This window comes from Edaphovirga cremea (assembly GCF_003332275.1).
GTDB lineage: Bacteria > Pseudomonadota > Gammaproteobacteria > Enterobacterales > Enterobacteriaceae > Edaphovirga > Edaphovirga cremea.
Genome location: NZ_QOVA01000007.1, coordinates 20541 through 44982, shown reverse-complemented (window position 1 = coordinate 44982; position 24442 = coordinate 20541). Strand labels below are relative to the sequence as shown.

Annotated in this window: 19 protein-coding genes, 1 tRNA gene, 3 other RNA genes and 2 pseudogenes; 13 read left to right on the top strand and 12 right to left on the bottom strand. The window is 49.7% G+C overall.

Going from position 1 to position 24442, the window contains the following annotated elements:
* Positions 1–20 precede the first annotated feature (20 nt).
* From DRI82_RS11625 to DRI82_RS11600, 6 genes are all read right to left on the bottom strand, one after another.
* Positions 21–149, bottom strand: a non-coding RNA gene (locus tag DRI82_RS11625) — RtT sRNA.
* A 39-nt stretch (positions 150–188) separates the two neighbouring features.
* Positions 189–317: non-coding RNA, RtT sRNA (locus DRI82_RS11620), on the bottom strand.
* Between the two features lie 40 nt (positions 318–357).
* Positions 358–486, bottom strand: a non-coding RNA gene (locus DRI82_RS11615) — RtT sRNA.
* 40 nt (positions 487–526) lie between these two features.
* Positions 527–611 (bottom strand) — tRNA-Tyr (locus DRI82_RS11610).
* Positions 612–768: 157 nt separating this feature from the next.
* Positions 769–1617 carry a formyltetrahydrofolate deformylase gene (gene purU, locus DRI82_RS11605; protein WP_114193788.1) on the bottom strand — a complete coding sequence of 283 codons (849 nt, stop codon included), beginning with the start codon at positions 1615–1617 and terminating at the stop codon, positions 769–771.
* 60 nt (positions 1618–1677) lie between these two features.
* Positions 1678–2142: a YchJ family protein gene (locus DRI82_RS11600; RefSeq protein WP_114193786.1), complete on the bottom strand. Its 465-nt coding sequence runs from the start codon at positions 2140–2142 to the stop codon at positions 1678–1680.
* Positions 2143–2306: 164 nt separating this feature from the next.
* Between DRI82_RS11600 and DRI82_RS11595 the strand changes: the two are divergent.
* The 5 genes and pseudogenes from DRI82_RS11595 to DRI82_RS11575 form a co-directional block, all read left to right on the top strand.
* A pseudogene (locus DRI82_RS11595) lies at positions 2307–2441 on the top strand (patatin-like phospholipase family protein); the annotation flags it as partial.
* A pseudogene (locus tag DRI82_RS24605) lies at positions 2434–2574 on the top strand (patatin-like phospholipase RssA); the annotation flags it as partial. The pseudogenes DRI82_RS11595 and DRI82_RS24605, both read left to right, overlap by 8 nt.
* 95 nt (positions 2575–2669) lie before the next feature.
* Complete coding sequence (gene rssB / locus DRI82_RS11585) at positions 2670–3686, top strand: two-component system response regulator RssB (protein ID WP_114193784.1); 1017 nt, start codon at positions 2670–2672, stop codon at positions 3684–3686.
* A gap of 431 nt (positions 3687–4117) precedes the next feature.
* Complete coding sequence (locus DRI82_RS11580) at positions 4118–5461, top strand: UDP-glucose dehydrogenase family protein (RefSeq protein WP_114193781.1); 1344 nt, start codon at positions 4118–4120, stop codon at positions 5459–5461.
* Between the two features lie 12 nt (positions 5462–5473).
* Positions 5474–6481 (top strand): NAD-dependent epimerase, encoded by a 1008-nt coding sequence (locus DRI82_RS11575; protein WP_114193779.1) that lies wholly within the window; start codon positions 5474–5476, stop codon positions 6479–6481.
* A 164-nt stretch (positions 6482–6645) separates the two neighbouring features.
* Here DRI82_RS11575 and hns read toward each other — a convergent pair whose 3' ends face one another.
* Positions 6646–7050, bottom strand: coding sequence for a histone-like nucleoid-structuring protein H-NS (gene hns, locus DRI82_RS11570; RefSeq protein ID WP_114193777.1), 405 nt, complete (start codon positions 7048–7050; stop codon positions 6646–6648).
* A 691-nt stretch (positions 7051–7741) separates the two neighbouring features.
* Here hns and DRI82_RS11565 point away from each other — a divergent pair.
* Positions 7742–8332, top strand: coding sequence for a thymidine kinase (locus DRI82_RS11565; RefSeq protein ID WP_114193775.1), 591 nt, complete (start codon positions 7742–7744; stop codon positions 8330–8332).
* Positions 8333–8525: 193 nt separating this feature from the next.
* On the opposite strand, the gene adhE is transcribed toward DRI82_RS11565, so the two are convergent.
* Complete coding sequence (adhE, locus tag DRI82_RS11560; RefSeq protein ID WP_114193773.1) at positions 8526–11231, bottom strand: bifunctional acetaldehyde-CoA/alcohol dehydrogenase; 2706 nt, start codon at positions 11229–11231, stop codon at positions 8526–8528.
* A 557-nt stretch (positions 11232–11788) separates the two neighbouring features.
* On the opposite strand from adhE, the gene DRI82_RS11555 reads away from it, so the two are divergent.
* The 6 genes from DRI82_RS11555 to oppF all read left to right on the top strand — a co-directional run bounded on the left by DRI82_RS11555 (position 11789) and on the right by oppF (position 19020).
* Positions 11789–12433 (top strand): YchE family NAAT transporter, encoded by a 645-nt coding sequence (locus DRI82_RS11555; protein WP_114193771.1) that lies wholly within the window; start codon positions 11789–11791, stop codon positions 12431–12433.
* A gap of 945 nt (positions 12434–13378) precedes the next feature.
* Entirely contained in the window at positions 13379–15025 is a 1647-nt protein-coding gene (gene oppA / locus DRI82_RS11550) for an oligopeptide ABC transporter substrate-binding protein OppA (RefSeq protein ID WP_114193769.1), read from the top strand.
* Positions 15026–15140: 115 nt separating this feature from the next.
* Positions 15141–16061 carry an oligopeptide ABC transporter permease OppB gene (gene oppB, locus DRI82_RS11545; protein WP_114193767.1) on the top strand — a complete coding sequence of 307 codons (921 nt, stop codon included), beginning with the start codon at positions 15141–15143 and terminating at the stop codon, positions 16059–16061.
* Between the two features lie 15 nt (positions 16062–16076).
* Complete coding sequence (gene oppC / locus DRI82_RS11540) at positions 16077–16985, top strand: oligopeptide ABC transporter permease OppC (RefSeq protein WP_114193765.1); 909 nt, start codon at positions 16077–16079, stop codon at positions 16983–16985.
* An 11-nt stretch (positions 16986–16996) separates the two neighbouring features.
* A complete protein-coding gene (gene oppD, locus DRI82_RS11535; RefSeq protein ID WP_114193763.1) occupies positions 16997–18022 on the top strand; it encodes an ABC transporter ATP-binding protein in 1026 nt (341 codons plus the stop codon).
* The gene (gene oppF / locus DRI82_RS11530; RefSeq protein WP_114193761.1) at positions 18019–19020 is read left to right on the top strand and encodes a murein tripeptide/oligopeptide ABC transporter ATP binding protein OppF; all 1002 of its coding nucleotides are present in this window, start codon (positions 18019–18021) and stop codon (positions 19018–19020) included. Before oppD ends, oppF begins: the two co-directional genes overlap by 4 nt.
* A 111-nt stretch (positions 19021–19131) precedes the next feature.
* Here oppF and DRI82_RS11525 read toward each other — a convergent pair whose 3' ends face one another.
* Together DRI82_RS11525 and cls are read right to left on the bottom strand one after the other, a co-directional pair.
* Positions 19132–19455: an HI1450 family dsDNA-mimic protein gene (locus DRI82_RS11525; protein WP_114193759.1), complete on the bottom strand. Its 324-nt coding sequence runs from the start codon at positions 19453–19455 to the stop codon at positions 19132–19134.
* A gap of 66 nt (positions 19456–19521) precedes the next feature.
* Positions 19522–20982, bottom strand: a complete 1461-nt coding sequence (gene cls, locus DRI82_RS11520) for a cardiolipin synthase (protein WP_114193757.1) — start codon at positions 20980–20982, stop codon at positions 19522–19524.
* A gap of 265 nt (positions 20983–21247) precedes the next feature.
* Between cls and DRI82_RS11515 the strand changes: the two genes are divergently transcribed.
* Positions 21248–21424 (top strand): YciY family protein, encoded by a 177-nt coding sequence (locus DRI82_RS11515; RefSeq protein WP_157968054.1) that lies wholly within the window; start codon positions 21248–21250, stop codon positions 21422–21424.
* 166 nt (positions 21425–21590) lie between these two features.
* Here DRI82_RS11515 and DRI82_RS11510 read toward each other — a convergent pair whose 3' ends face one another.
* Together DRI82_RS11510 and DRI82_RS11505 are read right to left on the bottom strand one after the other, a co-directional pair.
* Positions 21591–22661, bottom strand: a complete 1071-nt coding sequence (locus tag DRI82_RS11510; RefSeq protein ID WP_114193753.1) for an ABC transporter ATP-binding protein — start codon at positions 22659–22661, stop codon at positions 21591–21593.
* The gene (locus DRI82_RS11505; RefSeq protein WP_114193751.1) at positions 22654–24423 is read right to left on the bottom strand and encodes an ABC transporter permease; all 1770 of its coding nucleotides are present in this window, start codon (positions 24421–24423) and stop codon (positions 22654–22656) included. Before DRI82_RS11505 ends, DRI82_RS11510 begins: the two co-directional genes overlap by 8 nt.
* Positions 24424–24442: the final 19 nt, after the last annotated feature.

Here is a 24442-nt window from a genome sequence, read left to right as displayed (position 1 = left end):
GAAGTAAAATACGTTTGAAATGGTGGTGGGGGAAGGATTACTCGTCACTTCGCTCCTCGCCCTTCGGGTCGTTGCTTCGCAACGCTGTCTCGCTGCGCTCGGCTCGAACCTTGGTCGAAGCTTCTCATCCTTCCCCAACGGGAATATGGACGTGAAAGGAAGTTATCGGAAGTGAAGTACATTTGAAATGGTGGTGGGGGAAGGATTACTCGTCACTGCGTTCCTCGCCCTTCGGGTCGTTGCTTCGCAACGCTGTCTCGCTGCGCTCGGCTCGAACCTTGGTCGAAGCTTCTCATCCTTCCCCAACGGGAATATGGATGGAAAGGGAAATTATCGGGAAGTAAAGCACGTTTGAAATGGTGGTGGGGGAAGGATTACTCGTCACTTCGTTCCTCGCCCTTCGGGTCGTTGCTTCGCAACGCTGTCTCGCTGCGCTCGGCTCGAACCTTGGTCGAAGCTTCTCATCCTTCCCCAACGGGAATATGGACGTGAAAGGGAAGTTATCGGAAGTGAAGCACGTTTGAAATGGTGGTGGGGGAAGGATTCGAACCTTCGAAGTCGATGACGGCAGATTTACAGTCTGCTCCCTTTGGCCGCTCGGGAACCCCACCACTGGCCTTGCTTTCGCCTAGAGTCTTGCTAAGCGGGGCGCATCATATCAAATGAAACGCCTCTGTAAAGACTTGTGATGAAGAAATTGATTTGATTGCCGTTTTTTTGCGCGGGGCGATGTTTACCTGTACAAAATCCAGCATCGCCAACCGCTTTTTATAGAATTACCGTGCGGTTTCCATAGACAAATACCCGCTGTGTGAGAACCAGATACAGCGCGCGGCTCAAAACATTTTTCTCAACATCGCGGCCTGCTCGCATCATATCTTCCGCAGCATAGGTGTGATCGACATTAATCACGTCCTGCATAATGATCGGTCCCTCATCCAGACTGTCATTCACATAGTGCGCCGTTGCACCGATAATCTTCACGCCACGCTCGTACGCCTGATGATAAGGACGTGCGCCGATAAAGGCTGGCAGGAAGGAGTGATGGATATTGATAATCTGGTTCGGGTAATGTTGTACAAAACCCGGCGTCAGAACGCGCATGTATTTCGCCAGAACCACATAGTCAGGCTGATATTGATCGATCTGCTCAATCATCTGCCGATCGTGTTCTTCGCGGGTGAGACCCTCATGGCTGACCAGTTGGAACGGAATATCAAAACGTTCGACCAGCACTTTCAAGGTTTCATGGTTGCCGATGACAGCGGCGATTTCTACATCGAGGCCACCATAGGCGCTTTTCATCAACAGATCGCCCAGACAATGCGCCTCTTTGGTCACCAGAACAACAATGCGGCGGCGGCCCGCGCTGTGTAATTCTCTGATGGAACCCTGCGGTAAAGCATCATCCAAATCCTGCAACAGCGTGGTGTCGTTGAAGATACCTTCCAATTCGGTGCGCATGAAAAAGCGACCCGTGCGGTGATCCACAAATTCATTATTTTGCACAATGTTTAATTGGTGCTTGTAACAGATGTTGGTAATTTTGGCGATCAACCCTTTTGCATCGGGGCAAATCGTGCGTAATACCTTTCTTTGTACATGTTGGTGTTGCATTGGCGTGTCTTAGTCCTGTCCAGGGCGTTACGATAATTTCAGTGTGTTGTGTATCAACATTTACTGACCACAACACTTCTTATATTTTTTTCCAGAACCACAAGGGCAGGGATCATTCCTGCCTGATTGTGGGTGGATGCCATCAATATAGTACCAGCGTTCATTCAACTGAATAAAGCGTGACCGTTCATGCATCACGCTAACTTTATTGGATGAACCTTCCTGATAGCGGGCACTGAACTCGACAAAGCCCTCCCGATCGTGGGACCCCGCAATTTCAGACAAAATTCGTAGATCCAACCACATAGTCTGTGTGAAACTTTCAAGAATGCTGTTACGCCATTTCTCCGCCCCGCAGTCTGGATGCCAACTGGCGATCAGGTAATCGACATCTTTTGTGACATAAGCAGTGTAGCGGGAACGCATTAATATGCCGGGCGTGGTGGCGTTTTTCTGACCACTCAGGTACGGTTTGCAGCACTCGGAAAAAGGTAAGGTGCTGCCGCAAGGGCATGGCTGTGTCAAAGCAACTCCTGATTTGCGGCGCAAGCATAGTGACCGCAGCCGTGAATGTGAAAGGGGCCTATGTTACCTAACAATATCACCCGCTGACAACGTAACTGGCGGTCTTTAGCGCATCAGTCGACTCCCGGATGGGGAGTTTATAAGGATGAAAGCACAAAAACAGCATGCGACAGGTAAAAGTTGGTTTAGCATTAGGTTCTGGTGCAGCGAGGGGATGGGCACACATTGGTGTGATTAACATGCTGAAAGAGATGGGCATCGACATTGATGTTGTTGCCGGATGCTCTGTCGGATGTCTTGATTCAACCATTTTGCCCGTAGATCTCACGACTGGATTTTCATCGTGAAGATGAAGCGATCGAAGCGGGAAGAGTGGCCGTTGAAAAACAACGCGATCGGCTTTTACCCTTAATCAAAAATAGACATTTGTGAGTTTTTTTGTGCAAAACCATAACCTGCTGACAATTCAGGCAAGCGGAAACGCACTTTTTAGGCCACTATTACATGAGTGACCGTGAGGGGGCCTGATGGACAAACCGTTAACAAGCAAGCATATTCTGATCGTTGAGGATGAAGCGGTATTCCGCTCTGTGCTTGCTGGCTACCTCACTTCCCTTGGTGCGACGACGAGCGAAGCGGTAAACGGTCTTGAGGCGCTATCAGCCGTTGAAGACCAGCCACCGGATCTGATCCTCTGCGATCTTGCCATGCCTGAAATGGGTGGAATAGAGCTCGTTGAGAACCTGCGCCTGCAAGGCAATAAAATCCCCATTGTGATTATCTCCGCGACGGACAACATGAGCGATATCGCCCAGGTATTGCGATTGGGTGTAGAAGATGTGTTATTGAAACCGCTCGCCGATCTTAACCGTTTGCGCGAAGCCTTGCTTGCGGCACTTTACCCCAATCTGTTTACTTCACAGGCGATTGAGAAAAACGATCTGATCCAGGATTGGTCGGCACTTTGCCAAAATCCGGAAGAGGCGGCCAGGTTATTGAAGCAACTGCAGCCCCCGGTGCAGCAAACGCTGGCCAACTGCCGGATTAACTATCGTCAGTTGACCATGGCAGAGCAACCCGGTTTGGTCCTTGATATTGCGGCTTTATCCTCCAACGACTTGGCATTCTATTGTCTTGATGTCACTCGTGCCTCGGAAAACGGTGTTTTGGCAGCATTATTGCTCAGAGCAATATTCAGCGGCTTATTACGCGATCACCTGACCAATCAGCGCCAGCGTCTGCCGCACATGTCGACGGTATTAAAACAGGTGAACCAGTTATTGCGTCAGGCACATCTGGAAGGACAATTCCCCTTGCTGTTGGGTTATTACCATGCCGAATATAAAAACCTGATTTTGGTCTCCGCGGGTTTGCATGCCACCATCAATACCGATGAAAACCAGATCCAATTGAGCAACGGTGTCCCTTTGGGGACGTTGGGTGCAACGTATTCGAATCAGATTAGTCAACGTTGTGACGCCTGGCAGTGCCAGATATGGGGTGCTGGTGGTCGCTTGAGATTAATGCTTTCCGCTGATGAGTAGTGCAGTTCACATCCCGCTCTTACCCCCATGACGCTTTTCCATAAGACCGCGGAGAAAACCCGGGTAATTATCTTAAAATTTACCAAACAGTTGTATTGAATAAACCTTGCTGGATCAAAATGGTATACTCGCAAGATTAATTAAGTGTCATGCTGCAATTGCTCAATATATGAGCGTGGCTGACCCAGACTTAATGTCTGATTCAATTAGCCAAAAGAGACTGACGGCGGCATTAGGATCATTTTGGTGTGCAAGTAATTGAGCGGGGTAGTGTACATTTGGCTAAAGATAATCCGAATTGCCCGATTTTGGCTTTTGCACAATGTGGGTTTAGTTGGATAATGACAGAATCAAATCCCGTCAATGACGCGCAGAAAAGAATCATCTCTACATTTAATTTGTTCTTCAATTTTAAAAACTAGGATTTTCCCATGAAAGTAACAGTTTTTGGTATTGGCTATGTCGGCTTGGTCCAGGCTGCCGTATTAGCTGAAGTTGGTCACGATGTGTTATGTATCGATGTTGATGCACACAAAGTAGAAAACCTCAAAAAAGGGATTATCCCGATTTATGAGCCGGGTTTGACGCCTTTGGTTCAGCAAAACTTCGAAGCCGGTCGCCTTCATTTCACTACCGATGCGCAAGCCGGTGTGGCTCACGGTACGATCCAGTTCATCGCCGTAGGTACACCTCCCGATGAAGATGGTTCCGCTGACCTCAAATATGTGACCGCCGTTGCCAAAACGATCGCTCAGTACATGACCGACCGTAAAGTTGTTATTGATAAGTCCACTGTCCCGGTGGGCACGGCAGATAAAGTTCGTGCCGTGATGGAAGAGACGCTGAAGCAACGTGGCAGCAATGTTGAGTTTGATGTGGTCTCTAACCCTGAATTCCTGAAAGAGGGCGCGGCAGTGGCTGACTGCATGCGTCCTGAGCGTATTGTCATCGGTACAGATAATCCGGCAGCCATCGAACCTATCCGTGAACTTTATGAGCCGTTCAACCGTAATCACGATCGTATGATCCTGATGGATGTTCGCAGTGCTGAACTGACCAAATATGCTGCCAACTGTATGCTGGCGACCAAAATCAGCTTTATGAATGAAATTGCCAATCTGGCTGAGTTACTTGGCGCGGATGTTGAAAAAGTGCGTCAAGGTATCGGCTCTGATTCACGTATTGGTTATCACTTTATCTATCCAGGCTGCGGCTACGGCGGTTCCTGTTTCCCGAAAGACGTTCAGGCGCTGATTCGCACTGCGGAGAATATCGGCTACCAGCCTAAGCTCCTGCAAGCCGTTGAACAAGTGAACTATCAGCAGAAATATAAGCTGAGCCAATTCATCAAAGGTGAATTTGGTAATGACCTGAAGGGCAAAACGTTTGCACTGTGGGGCCTGGCATTCAAACCGAATACCGATGATATGCGTGAAGCGTCCAGCCGCGTATTAATGGAAACCTTGTGGGAAGCGGGTGCACAAATCCAGGCGTTTGATCCGGAAGCGATGGATGAAACTCAGCGTATTTATGGCCACCGCGAGGATCTGAAACTAATGGGCACCAAAGAAGCGGCATTGCAAGGTGCCGATGCATTGGTGATTTGTACTGAATGGCAGAACTTCCGCGCCCCTGATTTTGATGTGATTAAGTCTGCGCTCAAACAACCCATTATTTTTGATGGTCGCAATCTATTCGATCCAGAGCGTTTGGCGAAACGTGGCTTTACTTATTATGGTATTGGCCGCGGAGCATCGATTAATCAGGAACGTTAAGAGGCTGAGGCTATGAATTTTCTGGTGACCGGTGCGGCAGGATTTATTGGTTATCACGTAACGGAGCGCCTGCTTGATGCAGGCCATAAGGTTGTCGGTATCGATAACCTTAACGATTACTATGATGTCAATTTGAAGCTCGCCCGATTGGGACGGCTTGAGACTAATTCTGATTTTACCTTCATTAAACTTGATTTGGCTGACCGTCAGGGGATGGCCGACTTATTTGCAGCACAGCAATTCCAGCGGGTTATCCATTTGGGCGCGCAGGCGGGTGTACGTTATTCGCTCGAAAATCCGTTAGCCTATGCGGATTCGAATTTAGTGGGCCACCTCAATGTATTGGAAGGGTGCCGCCATAATAAGGTTGGGCATCTGCTGTATGCGTCGTCAAGTTCAGTATATGGTCTTAACCGGAAAATGCCTTTCGCCACGGATGATTCTGTCGATCATCCCGTTTCGCTTTATGCGGCAACAAAGAAAGCGAATGAACTGATGTCACATACTTATTCGCATCTTTACAATTTACCTACGACAGGATTACGCTTCTTTACTGTATATGGTCCGTGGGGACGTCCGGATATGGCTCTGTTTAAATTCACTAAAGCCATACTTTCCGGAGAAAGCATTGATGTATATAACCACGGTGAAATGCGCCGTGACTTTACTTACATCGATGATATTGCCGAGGCTATCGTGCGCCTGCTGTCAGTAATTCCAACAATTGATAAAAATTGGACAGTGGAACAGGGTTCAGCTGCGTCCAGTTCAGCGCCATATCGGGTGTATAATATCGGTAATAGTCAGCCGGTCAAATTAATGGAATACATAAGCGCACTGGAGCGTGCGCTGGGTATTACGGCGACTAAGAATCTGATGCCGATGCAACCGGGTGATGTCCTTGAGACCAGTGCTGACACACAGCCCCTGTACGAGGCGATAGGCTTTAAACCGCAGACGAGCGTTGATGAAGGTATTGCGCGCTTTGTGGCGTGGTACAGAGCGTTCTACAACGTGTAATGGCGAAGGTTGCTGTTTCTTTAAAGGATCCTTTATGGGTCCTTTTTTGTTACCTAACGGAAACAGGTGAGATAAAATGTTTCCATAAAAAAAGCCCCCTTTAAAAGGGAGCTTTTTAGACAGTACTTTTTAAGCAGTAATAGCTTGCAAGTATGCAGGAAATATTACAGCAGGAAATCTTCCAGCTTTTTGCCATCGTCGATAGCTTTTTTGATAACAGCGGGAGTACGGCCCTGGCCGGTCCAGGTTTTCATTTCGCCATTTTCATCTTTGTACTGATATTTAGCAGGACGTGCAGCACGCTTGGCTTTACCCGTAGCTTTGCTTACAGTCATAGTCTGCATCAATTCTTCCAGATGAATACCATCAGCAATCAGCATTTCACGATATTGTTGCAGTTTACGAGTACGCTCTTCGATTTCAGCAGCTGCCTGAGTATCTTCTTCACGGCGTTCGTTAACCACGACTTCTAATTTCTCGAGCATCTCTTCCAGAGTTTCAAGGCTACATTCTCTAGCTTGAGCACGAAGAGTACGGATGTTGTTCAGAATTTTTAATGCTTCGCTCATTGTCCTAGTCTCAAATTATATTGGTGGGGGGCGTCGCGATAATAATAGAATGCTATTTCGGATTCTGCAATAGACAATGTGGGCTATTAGTTAGAAATTCCCTTTTTAAAAGCATTTAACTTGTTGCCAGACACAAATATACAATCGCAGGAAGAGAATGTTGGACAGCATTAAGTCAAATTTTGGACGATTACAGTCAGTGCATTAGCGACAAAAACTAAGTTTTTGCTCCCCGTTATACTGAGATTTATAAACAGGGTGTGTCAAATTAATCGGTTATGCAGATAATGAGACAACTATCACTGCAAATACTAAGGATATAGATGTATGGAATGTTCTGGTTGACCCCGCGACGGGATAAACAGCGACAGAAGAAGCGACTAACAGTACCAAATACGCAGCTACTTACGTTATTAGTCAAAAAAAGGTTTTTTCGCAAAAGCTCGACGCATTAAAAAAAGAAATTTCGTAATACCCTCAGCGTATTAGCCAATTCTTATAAAGTAGTATTTAACTGTGATCTGTCGCAAATTATTACGTTTGTAAATAGATGTTATGGATATAAGAAAGACCCTCATACCGCTTGAGGGCGTTAGCGCCATGCCCGTCCATGTCGCCGCAGCAGGGTGATTATGGTACACTTTACACCTTCCCGCATGAGCATTCTCTTTATCATTGGAGTCACGGGCCCATGGCTCAACTATATTTTTATTATTCGGCGATGAATGCCGGAAAATCGACGGCATTATTACAATCATCGTATAATTATCAAGAGCGTGGTATGCGCACCCTGGTGTTTACCGCTGAAATCGATCATCGTTTTGGCGTAGGTAAAGTCAGTTCCCGCATTGGTTTGTCATCCCAGGCACAGTTGTATAATAAAGACACTGAATTGCTGAATATGATTACCCAGGAGCATACACAACAGAGCGTACACTGCGTATTGGTCGATGAGTCGCAGTTTCTTACCAAGGATCAGGTGAATCAGCTGTCCGATGTGGTGGATCAGCTTGATATTCCCGTCCTCTGCTATGGATTGCGTACCGACTTCCGTGGGGAACTCTTCGGCGGCAGTCAATACCTCCTTGCCTGGGCGGATAAGTTGATAGAGCTTAAAACCATCTGTCACTGTGGCCGCAAGGCCAACATGGTCCTACGCCTCGACGAGCGTGGGAAAGCCCTGCACGATGGCGAACAGGTGGTTATCGGGGGCAACGAGAGCTATGTGTCCGTCTGCCGACGTCACTATAAAGAAGCTATTGGTTCTTTGGACACCGATTAGGCGTAATGAAAGGGTACATAGGGCGCTGACAGGTTCAACCCGGGGAGAGACAGCAAACTCCGGTCATCATGCGGTGTGGCGTTTCTGGTGCTGTTAGAGAGCGCGTTTCCTGTTTACCCATGCCAGCAAAATTCAGATATAAAAAAACCCGCCTTTCGTTCGGCGGGTTTTCAGTATTAACTTTCGGGAAGAGTTATTTCTTCACTTTCTTCTCAGCTTTGGCTTCTTTCACTGCCGCTGCTTTTGGGGCAGCAGTCACTGTGGCTTCAACAGAAGCAACGTTGGAAGAAGACTCAGAGAAGTCGCGGCCGTAATAAGTATCCATCAGAATCTGTTTCAATTCAGAGATCAGCGGGTAGCGCGGGTTAGCGCCAGTACACTGGTCATCGAACGCATCTTCAGACAGTTTATCCACTTTCGCCAGGAAGTCTGCTTCCTGCACGCCAGCTTCACGGATAGACGTTGGGATACCCAATTCAGCTTTGATCTCATCCAGCCAGTTCAGCAGGTTGGCGATCTTCTGTGCAGTACGGTCACCCGGTGCACTCAGACCCAAATGGTCAGCGATTTCAGCGTAGCGACGACGTGCCTGTGGGCGGTCGTACTGGCTGAATGCAGTCTGCTTGGTTGGGTTGTCGTTGGCGTTATAACGGATAACGTTGGAGATCAACATGGCGTTAGCCAGACCGTGTGGAATGTGGAACTCGGAACCCAGTTTGTGGGCCATTGAGTGACATACCCCAAGGAAGGCGTTGGCAAACGCGATACCCGCGATAGTGGCAGCATTGTGGACGCGCTCACGGGCAACCGGGTTTTTCGCGCCATCTTTGTAGCTGGCTGGCAAGAATTCTTTCAGCAGTTTCAATGCTTGCAGAGCCTGGCCGTCGGAGTATTCGTTCGCCAGCACGGAAACGTAGGCTTCCAGTGCGTGGGTTACGGCATCCAGACCACCGAAGGCGCAAAGCGATTTCGGCATGTTCATGACCAGGTTGGCATCGACAATCGCCATATCCGGAGTCAAGGCATAGTCAGCCAATGGATATTTCTGGCCCGTTGCATCATCAGTTACAACAGCGAACGGCGTGACTTCTGAACCGGTGCCGGACGTGGTGGTGACGGCAATCATTTTTGCCTTCACGCCCATTTTCGGGAACTTGTAAATACGTTTACGGATATCCATAAAGCGCAATGCCAGTTCTTCGAAGTGCGTTTCCGGATGTTCGTACATCACCCACATGATCTTCGCGGCATCCATTGGTGAACCACCACCCAGCGCGATAATCACGTCTGGTTTGAAGGAGTTCATCTGCTCAGCACCTTTACGTACGATGCTCAGGGTAGGATCGGCCTCTACTTCAAAGAACACTTCGGTTTCAAGGCCGTGGCCTTTCAACACGCTGACGATTTGATCGGCATAACCGTTATTGAACAAGAAACGGTCAGTCACGATGAAGGCACGTTTTGCACCGTCTGATGCAACTTCATCCAGCGCGATTGGCAGTGAGCCACGGCGGAAGTAGATTGATTTCGGTAATTTATGCCACAACATGTTTTCTGCCCGCTTCGCTACAGTTTTCTTGTTGATCAGGTGTTTTGGTCCAACGTTCTCAGAGATGGAGTTACCACCCCAGGAACCACAACCGAGCGTCAGTGAAGGAGCAAGTTTAAAGTTATACAGGTCACCGATACCACCGTGTGAAGCCGGGGTATTGATCAGAATACGTGCGGTCTTCATTTTGTCGCCGAAGAAATTAACGCGTTCTGGTTGGTTGTCCTGGTCGGTATACAGGCAAGAGGTGTGGCCGATACCACCCATTGCGACCAATTTCTCTGCTTTGTCCACCGCGTCTTCAAAGTTCTTCGCACGGTACATAGCCAGGGTCGGTGACAGTTTTTCGTGAGCGAAAGGCTCGGATTCATCAACGAGAACCACTTCACCGATGAGGATCTTGGTGCTTGATGGCACGCTGATTCCGGCCATTTCTGCAATCTTGGTGGCTGGCTGACCCACGATGGCAGCATTGAGGCCACCATTTTTCAGGATGATACCCTGAACGGCTTTCAGCTCAGAACCTTGCAGCAGGTAACCACCGTGGGTAGAGAAACGCTCACGCACGGCTTCATAAATGGAGTCCACAACAATGATGGACTGTTCTGACGCACAGATAACACCGTTATCAAAGGTTTTGGACATCAGGATGGATGCCACAACGCGTTTGATGTCAGCGGTTTCATCAACCACGACTGGTGTGTTACCCGCACCTACACCGATGGCAGGTTTACCTGAGCTGTAGGCAGCTTTAACCATGCCTGGGCCACCGGTTGCCAGAATCAGGTTCAGATCCGGGTGATGCATCAATTGGTTGGAGAGCTCAACAGAAGGCTCATCAATCCAGCCAATGATGTCTTTTGGTGCACCCGCAGCGATAGCGGCTTGCAGCACGATATCTGCGGCTTTGTTGGTGGCATTTTTCGCACGTGGGTGCGGGGAGAAGATAATACCGTTACGGGTTTTCAAGCTGATTAATGCTTTGAAGATCGCCGTGGAAGTAGGGTTGGTAGTAGGAACAATACCACAGATAAGACCGATAGGTTCTGCGATGGTCATAGTGCCGAAAGTCGCATCTACGTCCAGAACCCCACAGGTTTTTTCATCTTTATAGGCATTGTAGATATACTCGGAAGCAAAGTGGTTTTTAATCACTTTATCTTCGACAATACCCATGCCGGATTCCGCCACAGCCATTTTGGCCAGGGGGATACGGGCATCAGCAGCAGCCAGGGCGGCCGCGCGGAAGATCTTGTCTACTTGCTCTTGAGTAAAGTTGGCATACTCGCGCTGGGCTTTTTTGACACGGGCTACTAACTCGTTCAGTTCAGCGACATTGGTTACAGCCATAATGCTCTCCTGATAATGTTAAACTCTTTTAGTAAATGAGCTGTCGGAACAATAAGTATAGCCCGCCAACAAGGCTTCGTGTCCGGTGGGTTAACCCTTGAAACTGTCTGCCGATTAACCCCAAAGAAGGCTATTTCGCTGTAATAACCGCTTATTTACTTAAAGAGCTTTTCAGAAGTCTGTCATTTGTCAGGTGGTAATTTATTAACAGACTCCTAACGGGAAAACTTTAATCGTAGTCTACTACCTTCTGATGACGATGGTAGCTTACCTACTCTTAGCTATTCTTTTTGTGATGTAGATCAATAAATGAAGATGCTGACTCCTTTCAGCAAGCCATTGTTGAGAGTGGTTCTCATTTGAATGGGGCTTGTGACATTCTTGTAGCGAATAATCTTTATCTGAGGCTTCTGTTTAACATAGGTGTATTGTTTTTAATACTTACAAATTAACAGTATAAAATACCAACTAAGGATATGGATTCCGCCAACTGTTTGCTTTACATTAGCGGCCATCGAATATCCCCCTTATTATAGTGCTTGTTTGCGGAGTTTTGCGTGAGCCCATCTATTCTGGATTTTTCAGGTTATATCAAATTCTTCGTCGGACTTTTTGCGCTGGTGAATCCCGTTGGCATACTCCCTGTTTTTATTAGTATGACCAGCTATCAGGCCGCAGCAGGCAGGGATAAAACCAACCTGACTGCCAACTTGTCCGTGGCCATTATTCTCTGCACCTCACTTTTCCTGGGGGATGCTATTTTGCATCTTTTCGGCATATCCATCGATTCGTTCCGTATTGCCGGTGGGATTCTGGTGGTCACTATCGCCATGTCGATGATCAGCGGTAAATTGGGTGAGGACAAACAGAACAAGCAAGAAAAGTCAGAAACGGCTATTCGTGAAAGTGTTGGTGTGGTGCCGCTGGCTTTGCCTCTTATGGCGGGACCGGGCGCAATCAGTTCAACCATTGTGTGGAGTTCCCGCTATCACAGTTGGCAGAACCTGATTGGCCTGACGATCGCTATCGCGTTTTTTGCCTTCTGTTGCTGGCTTTTGTTCAGGGCGGCGCCGCTATTGGTCCGTCTCTTGGGCCAGACAGGAATTAACGTCATTACCCGTATAATGGGCCTGTTATTGATGGCGCTCGGAATAGAATTTATCGTTACGGGTATAAAAGCAATTTTCCCCGGATTGCTTTGAAGTCGCCACGCATTGTCATTATTACTCATCGTGAATTAACTGCGGGATAACGCTGTCAACGCGTTTCCCGCCAGCGTATTGTCTGTTCCCATCACAGTATTGCGCATTAATATAGTGCAATGTTAGATTCAAAACTCGCTACTTGCACCGTAATGTCGCATAAAGCGCGACTTCGTGGCTAGATCACGCCAAATACGCCATTTATATCGCTTATCTCATTCACTTCTAAGCAATCCTTCCAACTTGACGGCCCGTTTTGATGTTAATTTAATCACATCATTCTGTAGGGCTTGTGCACAGTGTATCGAGATGTTATGAGTGTTTATCCGCAGTCACGCAGCAGATTATTCTTAGATAAATGTTAATGCTAATGTATTGTTTTTGATTATTTTATATCCGCTTTATTTATAAAATATTTTGGGGAAGCATCAAATTATATCAATATTTATCAATGATTTAAAAGTTAGTTGCGTGCTAATCTCCCTCTTCATTCTGTGGGCAATAGTTAACGCAAAAGAGAAATGGTTAACATTTTTGCAAAATATATTGGCTCTCCAGAATTGCTTCTGATAATTTCCGGCAACGATGGTTTAGTTAACAGCAACGGCCTGGTTAAAGAAAGTTTCGTCACAACGCAGAGTGAGTACGGATCTTGCTTGTGATGGGTAAATAGAGTGGCAACCCGAGTATGCGCAAGATTGATAAAATCGGCAGTCGACGGTTTTCCGGGTAAAGATCCTCAGGATCTAACCGACTTCAAGAATTTGTATATTCTTAAACCGTAATATGAGTGGGGGTATTATCCGCTAATTGCAGGGTAATACGATGTGGGAACTGTCTGGATCAAATCCGTTCCTTTGAGCCAGATAGAAAATAAAAACCGCAAAGCGGGGTAATCTTGCTCCTCAAGGGTAAGTTTATAATAAAAACTGGAGTTGTATAAAAATGACCAACATCACAAAAAGAAGTCTTCTGGCAGCAGGCATTATTGCCGCAATGGGAGTTATGGCAACCGGGAGTGCTTTTGCGGCGACAGTGCCGGCGGGTGTGCAACTGGCAGAAAAACAGGTTCTGGTTCGCAATAACGGTTCAGAGGTTCAGTCACTCGATCCGCATAAAGTCGAAGGTGTTCCCGAATCCAATGTCATCCGCGATCTGCTGGAAGGGCTGATCACTACCAGCGCCGCCGATGGCAGCGTTATTCCGGGTGTGGCCGAAAGCTGGGACAATAAAGACTTTAAAGTCTGGACCTTCCACCTGCGTAAAGATGCAAAATGGTCAAATGGTGATCCGGTCACCGCCGAAGATTTCGTGTTCAGTTGGCAGCGTCTGGCTGATCCAAAAACAGCCTCCCCCTACGAGAGCTATCTGCAGTACGGGCATATCGTCAATATCGATGACATTATCGCTGGCAAGAAAAGTCCTGACACGCTGGGTGTGAAGGCGATCGACGACCACACGCTGGAAGTGACGCTGTCCGAACCTGTTCCTTATTTCGTTAAAATGTTGTCCCACACCGCGATGAAGCCGGTGAACCAAAAAACCGTTGAGAAATTTGGTGACAAATGGACCTTGCCTGAGAACTATGTCAGCAATGGCGCTTACAAACTGAAAGCCTGGACCGTTAACGAACGTATCGTGCTTGAGCGTAACCCGGAATATTGGGATAACGAGAAGACCATCATCAATCAGGTTACCTACCTGCCAATCTCTTCTGAAGTGACTGATGTCAACCGCTATCGCAGCGGTGAAATCGACATGACCTATAACAACATGCCGATCGAATTGTTCCAGAAACTGAAGAAAGAAGTCCCGACCGAAGTGCACGTTGACCCATACCTGTGTACTTATTACTACGAAATCAACAACCAGAAAGCCCCATTCAATGATGTGCGCGTCCGTACCGCACTGAAACTGGGCATGGATCGCGATATCATCGTGGATAAAGTGAAGAATCAGGGCGACCTGCCAGCCTACGGTTACACCCCACCTTACACGGATGGTGCGGATGGTAAGCTGACTGCACCAGAATGGTTTGGCTGGACGCAGGAAAAACGCAACGAAGAAGCGAAGAAACTGTTGGCAGACGCGGGCTATAGCTCAGCGAAACCGCTGACGTTGAACCTGCTGTACAACACGTCGGATCTGCATAAGAAACTGGCTATCGCAGCGGCGTCTATCTGGAAGAAAAACCTCGGCATCGACGTCAAGCTGGAAAACCAGGAGTGGAAAACCTTCCTGGATAGCCGCCATCAGGGTAATTATGATGTCGCACGTGCAGCCTGGTGTTCCGACTATAACGAACCCACCTCTTTCCTGAACACCATGCTGTCTACCAGCAGCAACAACACCTCGCATTACAAGAGCGCGGACTTTGACAAAGCGATTGCTGCTGCATTGCAAGTCAAGGGCGATGAAGAGCGCGCAGCACTGTACCAGAAAGCTGAACAGCAATTGGATAAAGACTCTGTCATTGTCCCGGTCTATTACTACGTTAACGCCCGTTTGGTGAAACCGTATGTGGGCGGCTATACCGGCAAAGATCCACAAGATAACGTCTATGTGAAAGATCTCTATATTATCAAGCATTAATAACAGTCAGGCTGAGCATCTCCGGGTGCTCGGCCTTTCCAATGATAAATATAAAGAGATCGCTGTAGATTTGTCGTTATAAGGCCGCTGTTAAGGCTTAAAACAGGTACGGGCAATGTTAAAGTTTATTTTCCGCCGCTGTCTGGAAGCGATTCCGACGCTATTTATTCTGATCACCATTTCATTCTTCATGATGCGTCTTGCACCGGGTAGTCCTTTCACCGGCGAGCGTAATCTTCCCCCGGAAGTGATGGCAAATATTGAGGCAAAGTATCATCTCAATGATCCTGTCTATAAACAGTATTTCAACTATCTGGGACAGTTGGCAAAAGGGGATTTTGGCCCTTCCTTCAAATATAAAGATTATTCGGTCAATGACCTGGTCTCGGCGTCTTTTCCGGTTTCGGCCAAGCTCGGCCTGGCGGCGTTTATTTTGGCCGTAGTGCTGGGTGTCAGTGCCGGGGTGATTGCTGCGCTTAATCAAAACACGAAATGGGATTATACGGTGATGGGGTTTGCCATGACCGGTGTGGTGATCCCCAGTTTTGTCGTCGCGCCGTTGCTGGTGCTGATTTTTGCCATCACCTTGAAATGGCTTCCGGGTGGTGGATGGAACGGCGGCGCGCCCAAATTCATTATTTTACCGATGGTGGCGTTGTCGCTGGCGTATATCGCCAGTATCGCGCGTATTACCCGCGGCTCGATGATTGAAGTTCTGCACTCCAACTTTATACGTACCGCACGGGCGAAAGGTCTGCCGATGCGCCGGATTATCTTCCGTCATGCGCTCAAGCCGGCATTGTTGCCGGTCATGTCTTACATGGGGCCTGCATTTGTTGGGATCATCACGGGTTCGATGGTTATTGAAACCATTTTTGGTCTGCCGGGTATTGGCCAACTGTTCGTAAATGGAGCATTGAACCGCGACTATTCTCTGGTGCTGAGCCTGACAATTCTGGTGGGTGGTTTAACTATTCTGTTTAACGCGATTGTTGACGTGTTGTATGCCGTTATCGATCCGAAGATCCGTTACTGATGTTGGAGCACGCCCATGATGTTAAGTGATAAAAGTAGCGAAGCTCTGGAAAATTTCAGCGAAAAACTGGATGTTGAGGGGCGCAGTCTGTGGCAGGATGCCCGCCGACGTTTCATGCATAACCGCGCTGCCGTGACCAGTCTGGTCGTGCTGTTCCTGATTGCGCTTTTTGTGGTGTTCGCCCCGATGCTGGCGCAATTTACTTATGATGATACCGACTGGAATATGATGTCTGCCGCACCGGATCTGGCGTCGGGACACTATTTCGGTACCGATTCATCGGGCCGCGACCTGCTGGTTCGCGTGGCAATTGGTGGCCGGATTTCATTGATGGTGGGGATTGCTGCGGCGTTTGTTGCTGTGATCCTGGGAACGCTGTATGGATCGCTGTCAGGCTATCTCGGCGGCAAGACCGACTCCGTGATGATGCGCCTGCTTGAGATCCTCAACTCCTTCCCCTTTATGTTTTTCGTCATTCTGCTGGTGACCTTTTTTGGTCAGAACATCCTGCTGATCTTTGTGGCGATTGGCATGGTTTCCTGGCTGGACATGGCGCGTATCGTGCGCGGCCAGACCCTCAGCCTCAAACGTAAAGAGTTCATCGAAGCGGCGCAGGTATGTGGTGTTTCCACCCGCAACATTGTGCTGCGCCATATCGTTCCCAACGTTCTGGGCGTGGTGGTGGTGTATGCATCATTGCTGGTTCCAAGCATGATCCTGTTCGAGTCTTTTTTGAGTTTCCTGGGTCTGGGTACGCAGGAACCACTGAGCAGTTGGGGCGCGCTGTTGAGCGACGGTGCCAACTCGATGGAAGTTTCACCCTGGTTGCTGATGTTTCCGGCAGTCTTCCTGGTTGTCACTCTGTTTTGTTTTAACTTTATCGGCGATGGCTTGCGTGATGCCCTCGATCCGAAAGATCGGTAAGGAGTGCAACCATGAGCACTATTGATCATACCGTCACGGATGCGCAAACCCTCGACGGCAGCGTAAAACCCCCGATCCTCCTGGACGTTAAAGACCTGCGGGTGACGTTTGGTACGCCGGATGGCGATGTCACCGCCGTCAACGATCTCAACTTCGACCTGCGTGCAGGCGAGACCCTGGGCATCGTGGGCGAGTCCGGCTCAGGCAAATCTCAGACGGCCTTTGCGTTGATGGGATTGCTGGCAAGCAACGGGCGCATTGGCGGCTCGGCGAAATTCAATGGCCGCGAAATCCTCAACCTGCCGGAGAAACAGCTCAACAAGCTACGCGCTGAAGAAATCTCGATGATTTTTCAGGATCCCATGACCTCTCTTAACCCTTACATGCGCGTCGGGGAGCAACTGATGGAAGTGTTGCAGTTGCATAAAAAGATGAGCAAGCATGACGCGTTTGAAGAGTCGATCCGCATGCTGGATGCGGTGAAAATGCCGGAAGCACGCAAGCGCATGAGAATGTATCCCCATGAATTTTCAGGGGGCATGCGCCAGCGGGTGATGATCGCGATGGCGTTACAATGCCGACCGAAATTACTGATTGCGGATGAGCCGACAACTGCGCTGGATGTGACCGTACAGGCGCAAATCATGACGCTGTTGAATGAACTGAAAGATGAGTTCAACACGGCGATTATCATGATCACCCACGATCTCGGCGTTGTGGCCGGGATCTGTGACAAGGTATTGGTGATGTATGCGGGCCGCACCATGGAATATGGCCGAGCGCGCGATGTGTTCTACAACCCTACACACCCTTATTCAATGGGTTTATTAAGTGCGGTTCCACGCCTTGATGCGCAAGGGGAGTCACTGATGACTATTCCAGGTAACCCGCCAAACTTGCTGCGTTTGCCAAAAGGGTGTCCTTTCCAACCTCGCTGCCCGTATGCAATGGACATTTGCTCCAGCGCACCGCCGCTGGAACGTTTTGGTGAAGGCCGTTTGCGTGCCTGCTTCAAGCCGGTAGAGGAGTTGGTATGAGTACGGTTGCTGACAAAAAAGTGTTACTCGAAGTCGCCGATCTCAAGGTGTATTTCGACATCCGCGACAGCAAGCAGTGGTTCTGGCAACCGCCAAAAACCCTGAAGGCGGTGGATGGTGTGACGGTGCGTCTCTACGAGGGTGAAACACTCGGTGTGGTGGGGGAATCTGGCTGTGGCAAATCGACGTTTGCCCGCGCAATTATCGGGCTGGTGAAGGCCACCAGCGGACGCGTTGCGTGGCTGGGGAAAGATCTGCTGAACATGAATGACGCGGAGTGGCGGAAAACGCGCAGCGACATCCAGATGATCTTCCAGGACCCATTGGCTTCCCTTAATCCACGTATGACGATTGGGGAAATCATTGCTGAACCGCTGCGTACTTATTATCCCAAGATGGCGCGTCAAGAGGTCAAGGACAAAGTAAAAGCGATGATGCTGAAGGTTGGCCTTTTGCCGAACCTGATTAACCGCTACCCGCATGAGTTCTCTGGCGGCCAGTGCCAGCGTATTGGTATTGCGCGTGCGCTGATCCTGGAACCCAAGCTGATAATCTGTGATGAACCGGTGTCGGCACTGGACGTGTCAATTCAGGCGCAGGTGGTCAACCTGTTGCAGAAATTGCAGCGTGAGATGGGGTTATCGCTGATCTTCATCGCCCACGATCTGGCGGTAGTTAAACATATTTCCGATCGTGTTCTGGTGATGTATCTGGGGCATGCGGTTGAGCTGGGCACCTATGATGAGGTCTATCACAATCCGCAGCATCCCTACACCAAGGCACTGATGTCGGCAGTGCCGATTCCCGATCCCGCCAAGGAGAGGGCGAAAACCATTCAGTTGCTGGAAGGTGATTTGCCGTCACCCATTAATCCGCCATCGGGCTGCGTGTTCCGTACCCGCTGCCCGATTGCCGGACCGGAATGCGCGCAGACCCGACCGTTACTCGAAGGCAGTTTCCGTCATGCGGTATCATGCCTGAAGGTTGATCCACTGTAATCCGCATAACGATCAAAAAAGCCCTGTCAGGATGGGATGCCGACAGGGCTTTCTTATAAGTGGAAACACGCTACCCAAGAAGAAAATATCAGTGCGATAAGCGTAACGCGATTATTCTTTCCACAGAATATGGCAGAATTTATGCGCTTTTTCGCGGCAGATCAGAACCCGCGCGAATACGTCGTTGATCGGCTCACCATCGGCATCCGCCAGTCCAATAATGACTTCGACATAAAAATCTGGGTTCAGATCGAAATCGACATGCTCTTGCCAATCTTCGGCAGGATCGTAAAGTTCGGCACCACCGCGTTCTTCGAACTGCAAATTGAACAGCAGGATATCCGCAGGGTCGAGATTATCGCCAGCCAATTCAAGAAAAATATCGTAAGCCTGTTCCAATGCTTCATCTTCTGTCAGGCGATTATTCAGATCCATATAAAGTCCCGTTAAAATGAGTTAGCCACGCGCAATGTGGGTATTAGAACATTCTCGCCATAGCTTTTACAGTAGCGGACTGAAAAAGTAGAAAAGGCGTTCAACAATTCGATGCCAGAAGGGACGCTTAAGCCATTGTGTCGCATTCAGCAGCGTGGATCGCGCAATATAATCCTCTTGCACACAGGCCAAATCAGAACCGAAACCATCATCGTCAATGACCAACGTAATTTCAAAGTTAAGCCATAGACTGCGCATATCCAGGTTTACTGTTCCAACCAGACTGAGCTGACCGTCAACCAGTACGCTCTTGGTATGTAACAGGCCGTCCTCGAACTGATAAACTTTTACGCCGGCTTCGAGCAATTCGTTGAAAAATGCCCGACTGGCCCAGCCCACCAGCATTGAATCGTTGACCCGTGGAACAATGATACTCACGTCGACACCACGCTGGGCTGCCGTGCAAATCGCATGCAGCAGATCATCACTCGGCACAAAATAGGGGGTCGTCATAATCAACTGCTCACGTGCTGAATACGCCGCAGTGAGCAGTGCCTGATGAATCATCTCTTCCGGGAAGCCTGGTCCTGAGGCGATCACCTGAATGGTGTGTCCGCTCTCCTGCTCAAACGACATAACATTGCTGTCAGGCGGCGGTGGCAGGATACGTTTCCCGGTTTCTATCTCCCAGTCACAAGAGTAGACAATACCCATGGTCGTCGCCACCGGGCCTTCCATGCGTGCCATGACATCAATCCACTGCCCGACACCAGCCTCCTGTTTGAAAAGGCGCGGATCGACCATATTCATACTGCCGGTGTAGGCGACATAGTTATCGATCAACACGACTTTACGGTGTTGACGCAAATCCATGCGACGCAGGAAAACGCGGAGCAGATTCACTTTCAGCGCTTCAACGACCTCGATGCCCGCATTGCGCATCATCGCCGGATAAGGGCTGCGGAAAAATTGCAGACTGCCAGCAGAATCGAGCATCAGGCGGCAGTGAATACCCCGTCGGGCGGCTGCCATCAAGGACTCAGCCACTTGATCCACCAGCCCTCCGGGTTGCCAGATGTAAAACACCATCTCGATATTGTATCTCGCGAGTTCGATATCGCGGATGAGCGCCTTCAGCGTGTCGTCACAAGTGGTCAGCAATTGCAGCTGATTACCTTTCACTCCGGCGATACCTTGACGGCGTTCACACAGTTGAAACAGGGGTCTGGCGACTTCACTGTTTTCCGTGGCAAAAATTTGTTGGCAATCTTTCAGTTCACTCAACCAGCGCGCGGTTGAGGGCCACATGGCTTTCGCCCGCTCCGCACGACGCTTGCCGAGATGCAGTTCGCCGAACGAAAGGTAAGCAATAATACCCACCAGGGGAATGATATAGATGATCAGCAGCCACGCCATGGCGGAAGGTACCGCTCGTCGCTTCATCAGAATGCGCAGCGTGACACCGGCAATCAGCAGCCAATAACCAAAAACCATTAGCCAGCTGATTACTGAATAAAATGTTGTCATAAGGGCGAAAAGTTCCGTTCGCGAACGATAAGTTTGAGTGTACGCAGAGTTATGGAAAGGTGAAACCTTTTATCCAACATAATCTTGCGGCGATCTGTATAACAGAAGTATCAGTCAGAATTATTTTTTTGCAGTATGAAATCTTGATTTTTTAGCGCGGCACAGGGTAATGCAGAAAAATCCTCCCGCCATAGAGACAAGGCTTGGATCACAAAATGAAAGGCATATAATGCCCCGGTCGTGGGTTTTCGAAGAGTTGTTATTCATGAAACGCAGTAGAAATGAAGTAGGGCGTTGGAGAATGTTACGGCAGCAACAGCGTCGTAAAAGCCGCTGGCTCGAAGGGCAATCGCGCCGTTATCGCCATATTTATCGTATCCGTCAGGTTCATCACCTTCAGCTCCGCCGCCTTTCACTCTATGCGGTGGCTTACGAGTGGTAAATCAGCAGGAGGCTAGCGTGTGATGCGACGGGTCTCAACGTCGTGCCTGTAGGCTTACAGGTTTATCTCTGTCAACCCGCCATGGGGCAGGAAAAACTTTCCTGGTTTAGCAAACTGAATGCCAGAAGTATTGCAGGGAGCGACCAGCAATCGCTCCCTGAACGAATCAGGATTTAGGGAAAATCCAGACATGATTCTCAGGCAACGCCAGATGACAATGCTGCGGATCGCGAACGTCGGTGCCGTAGGCGCGGATGACAAAATCATCGCCTAAAGTACGGAACAGATATTCCCAGCGGTCACCGAGATACATGCTGGTCAGCAACGGCAGCTCAAGTTGATTTTCACCCGGACCGTCTGCCAGCACGACGCGTTCCACGCGGATCACCGCCGTCCCTTCTTGACCACTTTGCACACCTTCACCAGCCAATCCCCACAGCGCCCAGTCTTTGCCTTCAATGCGCGCTTTACCGTCGCGTACCTCGGTAATTTTGCCATGCAGGCGGTTGTTGCTCCCCATGAATTCTGCCGTAAACAGTTTTTTTGGCGAACCGTACATTTCCTGTGGTGTACCCTGTTGTTCGATTTTGCCGTTGTTGAGCAGCAGAATACGGTCGGAAATTGCCATCGCCTCATTCTGATCGTGCGTCACCATCAGCGCCGACAAACCCAGTTTGATTATCAGCTCGCGCAGGAACACGCGGGCTTCTTCCCGCAGCTTGGCGTCGAGATTCGACAAGGGTTCATCCAGCAGGATTACTGGCGGGTTGTAGACCAGCGCGCGGCCAATCGCCACGCGCTGTTGCTGACCACCGGAAAGCTGATGCGGGTGACGTTTGCCGAGTTGCCCGAGGCCGAGCTGATCCAGCACGTCCTGCACCCGTTGGGTGATTTCAGCCGCTGCGACTTTGCGCAATTTGAGCGGGTAAGCCACGTTCTCGAACACGGTCTTATGCGGCCATAGCGCGTAAGACTGGAATACCAGCCCGAGATTGCGCTCTTCGGCAGGAATTTCGCTGCGTGGCGTGCCGTCGTAAACCTTGTTTTTTCCGATGATAATCGTGCCCTGCGTGGGCTTTTCCAGCCCAGCGACGGCGCGCAGTAACGTGGTTTTTCCGCTGCCGGAAGGCCCAAGCAGAGAGACCACTTCACCCCGCTTCAGATCCATGGAAACGCCCTTTAACACCGGATTTTCGCCGTAGGTTAAGTGCAGATTCTCGACCGATAATTCAATCATGTAATTTGACTCCAAAACGAAGGGCAATACCCAGACCTATCACCACCAGCAGGATGTTAATAAAGGAAAGTGCTGCGACAATATCAATAGCACCCGTTGCCCACAGGGAAACCAACATCGAACCGATGGTTTCGGTACCCGGCGAAAGCAGGTACACGCCGGTTGAGTATTCGCGTTCGAAAATCAGGAACATTAGCAACCAGGAGCCAATCAGCCCGTAGCGCGATAAGGGAATAGTGACGTGTCGGGTAATTTGCCCACGGGTTGCGCCGGTACTGCGCGCGGCTTCTTCCAGCTCCGGCCCTACCTGCAATAACGTTGAGGAAATCAGCCGTAATCCGTACGCCATCCACACCACGGTATACGCTAACCAGACGCTGAAAATGGTACTGCGTAGCGAACGCAGCCAGACCACCAGATTATCCCGCAGCCACTGCGACCAAGGCATTCCTGATATCCAGCCGGATTTGAGTGAGTTATCGAGCCACATCGGCAGGAACAGGAAAACCCACAGGAACGCCAGACCGGCCAGCAGACCGGGAACAGCACGCGGCACCAGCACGCTGTAGTCGAGGAAACGCGTTACACCGTCCGGTTTGCGATGCATGGAGATGCCGATAAACAGGTAGCAGGCCACCGCCAGTGCGCCGCCAAATACGCCAATCGCCATGGAGTTCACAATGGCACGCAGCAGATTTGGTTGTTCCCAGATAGTGCGGAAGGTGTTGATCGACAGCTCGTCCCAGAGGGATACACCGACGCCCCAGTTGGAAATAAACGCCCGGAGTATGACGCCAAGCAGCGGAACGCCGATGGTGACGGTCAACCAGAATGCCACCACGGCGCCTGCCACCCAGCGCCATTTCCCCAGTGGCAACGCGCGGGCTTGCGAGGCTTTCCCCTTTACCGTCACAAAACGGTTGGCAGTGCGCATCAACCGGCGCTGCAACATGACGAGCGGAATAGTGATACAAATCAGCACCACAGCCACAGCAGCCATCAGATGATAGGAAGGCGTGCCGAGTTTATTGGTCAACTGATACAAATAGGTCGCCAGCACCATATTGCCTTCCGGATCACCGAGCACCAGCATCAGGCCAAACACTTCCAGCCCGAGGAAGAACAGCAAAACCGTGGCGTAGAGAATCGATGGACGCACCATCGGCAGGCTGACCGCCGTCATGACCTGTAACGGTGTTGCACCAATTGTTCGTGCGGCTTCTTCAACATCGGAACCAACGTTGCGCAGCGCTGAAGAGATATAGAGATAGGCATGAGGAACGTGGGTCAGACCCGCGATGACTACGATGCTCGACATGTTGTAGATATTCCACGGTACAAAACCAATCAGGGATTGCGTCCACAGAGAGAAGAAACCGACCGGCCCAGCGGCAACCACATAGCCGAATGCCAGTACCATCGGTGAGACAAAAATCGGTACCAGGATCAGCGGTTCAATCACGCGGCGGCCCGGCAAATCAGTTCGTACCATCAGGAACGCCAGAATGCCCCCGAGCGGAATGGCAATCACGACTAAACCGAACGCCAGAATAAATCCGCTTTTTAGGGCTCTATAGAAATCTGGATCGGTAAAAATGAATCCGAAAGACTCGAGGCTCCACTCTTTTGACGGGGAAAAGAACGGTGCGGAAAGAAAACTTTGTATCACAATGAACGACAACGGAATGTAGATAACCAGCGCGGTTATCAACACCACAATGCCGCGCGGCAGGCTCTGCCACTTTCTGCGCAATGCACTCATGTTACATCCCTTCGGTTGA